The sequence below is a fragment of the Gemmatimonas sp. genome (genome assembly GCF_044376735.1).
Taxonomy (GTDB): Bacteria; Gemmatimonadota; Gemmatimonadetes; order Gemmatimonadales; family Gemmatimonadaceae; genus Gemmatimonas.
On the sequence record NZ_JBILKJ010000228.1, the window covers coordinates 1 to 3489 of the forward strand.

The 3489-nt window shown below is 66.2% G+C and carries 3 protein-coding genes; all 3 read left to right on the top strand.

The genetic code is table 11. From position 1 onward, the window contains the following. On the top strand, window positions 1-784 hold a 784-nt coding region (locus tag ACIRA7_RS15870), incomplete at its 5' end, for a chondroitinase-B domain-containing protein (protein WP_396221809.1). 118 nt (window positions 785-902) lie between these two features. Then, a complete protein-coding gene (locus ACIRA7_RS15875) occupies window positions 903-2201 on the top strand; it encodes an exo-beta-N-acetylmuramidase NamZ domain-containing protein (protein WP_396221810.1) in 1299 nt (432 codons plus the stop codon). 6 nt (window positions 2202-2207) lie between these two features. Then, the coding region (locus ACIRA7_RS15880; RefSeq protein ID WP_396221811.1) for a DUF6259 domain-containing protein at window positions 2208-3489 on the top strand (1282 nt) is incomplete at its 3' end.

The window sequence follows — 3489 nt, forward strand, 5'->3', positions numbered from 1 at the left end:
GTTTGCGGCGCGAACGGTGGTGGAGTACTGCTACTGGAACAACACCGGCCAAGGCGACAGCGAGAGCATCTCCGTCAAGTGCCGTGAGAACGTCATCCGCTACTGCACGTTCGTGAACAATCAGGACGGCATGCTGGTGTTCCGGAACGGCAACGACAACGTGGCCTACGGCAATTTCTTCATTGGTGCCGGCGGCATCCGCGTGAAAGAAGCCAACAACATCTTCTGCTACAACAACTATTTCGAGCGCGCCGGTGTCGGCGGCTCAGCGGCCGCAGTGGAGTTCGAATACGTGAGCGGCAATCTCAGAAATATCAACTTCCTCCACAACAGCTTCGTGAACTGCGGCGACGTCAACCTGGGCGGTGTGGGAGCGTCGGGAAACACGTGGGCGAACAACATCTTCAAGCAGGCGGGTAGTCGCGCCATCTTCAACAACGTGAATGGCGGCACCGCATGGGCCGGCAACATCTACGACGGCACACTGGGTATTGCGATCACCGCCGGCATGGAGCGCGCCGATCCGTTGCTCGGGTCGAATACCGGTGGATTCCTGGAGCTGTTGGCCGGCAGTCCGGCCATCGACCGTGCCAGCGCGAGCTACCCCTCGATACCAAGCATCACCAGCCTCGACACCGACGCCGCCCTGCTGCTCGACGCCAACGGGCGACCGCGGCCGGGGGACAGGGTGCAGAAGGACATCGGCTGCGTGGAGTACGCCACGGGCACCATCACCAACCGGCCCCTGACGCTCGCGGTCGTCGGCCCGTCGTACCTTAAATGATCGACCACGCGCGAGCAGCGGCGCACGCGTGGAGATACTTTAGGCACTGACCGACCGGTGCACCGAGAGCCGCCATCAGTCGACTCGGCGCGCCCCTCACCTCCCTTCCCCACCTGCCATGACACGCTCCACGCTCCGGCAGCCGGCCACGATCGTTGCCACGATGGCCGCCACGGTGCTCTGCGCGCTCACCGTCGCCCTTGTACCGACCGCGCCGATCCACGCGCAATCCCGCCCTGCGCAGCCCCGCACGGGGAATGTGATTCCCGGCATCGAGGTGTTACTCACCGATTCGCTGCACCTGATCAAGGGGAAGCGCGTCGGTCTGCTCACCAACCACTCGGGACGTGACCGGAAGGGCACGAGCACCATCGACCTGCTCTTCAATGCCCCCGGCGTGAAGCTCACCGCGCTGTACGGCCCCGAGCATGGCATCCGCGGCGAGGCCAAGGCCGGCGAGAAGATCAGCAGCGGCGTGGACGCGAAGACGGGCGTGACGGTGCACTCGCTGTACGGCGCCGTGGAAACGCCGACGCCCGACATGCTCAAGGACATCGACGTCCTGCTGTACGACATTCAGGACGTGGGCGCGCGCGTGTACACCTATCAGTGGACCCTCGCCCTGACCGCCGCGAGCGCCGGCAAGCCGATCATCGTGCTCGACCGCCCGAACCCGATTCGCGCCGACCGGTTCGAGGGGAATATTCTCGATCTGAAGTTCCGGTCGCTCGTGGGCCAGCACGCGGTGGCACTCCGGTACGGCCTGACCCCCGGTGAACTGATGCGCTATCTCGTGGGCACCAAGGCGCTCAACGCGCAGGTCACGGTGATTCCCATGAAGAACTACACGCGCGCCATGTGGTTTGACGAAACGGGTATTCCGCGGGTGAATCCCTCGCCGAATCTGCGCACGCTCGACGCCGAGCTGCTGTACCCGGGTACGGTGTTCTTCGAGGGCACCAACGCCACCGAAGGACGCGGCACCGACGCGCCGTTCACGTTGATGGGCGCCGATTACCTCACCGACCACGTGGCGATCGCCCGCACCCTCAACGCGCTCAAGCTGCCGGGCGTGCGATTCGACACGGCCACGCGCACCATCGAACCGGGCTACAAGTTCGGGGGGAAGACCATTCCCATGATCAAGGTGACCGTGACCGATCGCAACGCGGTGAAGCCGGTAGAGCTGGGCATCCGCATGTTGCGCGCGTTTTACGCCGCACACCCGAAGGAGTTCACCTGGCGCGAGCCCACGGTGAACGCTGCCGGCCGCATCAAGGGGATCGATCGCCTCGCCGGCACCGATCAACTCACGAAGGCCGTGGAAGCCGGCACGGTGGACGCGCTCATTACCCAGTGGAACGCCGACGCCGCGAAGTTTGCCACGCTGGTGAAACCGTACCTTCTGTACCGTTAAAGGCCCATGACGCGACCGCGCCGCGAACTCACCCTCGCCGCGCTGTGCGCGGCCACCTGCACCGCTTCCGCGGTGCTCTCCTCCACGAGGCTCGGGGCCCAGTCGCCCTCGGGCCTCGTGTTGCGTTCCCCCGCCTTGATCCTCGAGCTCTCGCCCGCCGACGGGCACGTGCTGGCGCTGCGACATGGCGACGGCCGCCAGCGGGCGGGTGTCGCCTACGACTCCGTCGGGCTGTGGTCCCTCGACCTCGTTAGCGGCACGACCACGCCAACGACCGCGCCAACGACGACGGTCATCCGCGCACACGACGCGGCACGCTTCACGTCGCGTCGCATCGCGCAGGGCTATGCCCTGCAGTGGAGCGGGTTCTCCCATCCCGCGCTGACGCACCTGCGCGTGGACGCCACCGTCACGCTGCAACGCGATACCACCACCGCATGGCGCATTGCGGTGCACGGCATGGACAGCGCCCGCATCGAACAGGTGCACTATCCGCGCCTGTCGGGCGTGCGCATCGAGTCGGCTGACGAGTTTGCCGTTTCGTCGTGGATGGGACAGCGCGCGCGCAACCCGGCGGCGATGTTCACTACACCGGCCGGCGCGTCTCGGCGCCACGAGTTCGTATATCCGGGCTCGGCCTCGATGCAGCTGTTCGCCCTCTCGAGCGCCCAGCGGGGTGGCCTGTATTTCGCCGCGAACGATACCGCCGCGTTCCGCAAACACTTCGAGTTCTGGGGAGAGCCCAACGGTCGTGCCGGCTACTCGGTAGCACACGTGCTGAGCGATCCCGGCACGCACGACACGTATGCGCCGGCGTACGCGGCCATCGTCGGCCTCGTGGCCGGCGACTGGCTCTCCGCCGTGGAACGCTATCGGGCATGGGGCACCAGGCAGTACTGGGCCCGTGAGAGTCGCCTGCGAACCGGCGCGACCCCGGCGTGGATGCGCAACACGGGTCTCTGGGAATGGAACCGCGGCACGTCGGATCAGGTGCTCGCGCCGGCCGTGCTGCTGCAACAGCACGCCAAGCTTCCGGTCAGTGTGTTCTGGCACTGGTGGCATCAGGGGCCGTACGACACGAGCTTCCCCGACTATCTGCCGCCTCGCGAAGGCGCCGAGCCCTTCACCCGGGCGGTGTCCAACGCGCACGAGCAAGGACTGAACGCCATCGTGTACATGAACCAACGCCTCTGGTGCACGAACACGCCCAGTTGGACGCGGGAGGGTGCGGAACAGTGGGCGGTGCGCGAGCGCGATGGCCGGGTGCGTCTCGAGACGTACAACGTGT

Coding starts and splice junctions, on each gene's coding strand:
- ACIRA7_RS15875 (WP_396221810.1), top strand. CDS start 903: ATGACACGCTCCACGCTCCGGCAGCCGGCCACGATCGTTGCCACGATG.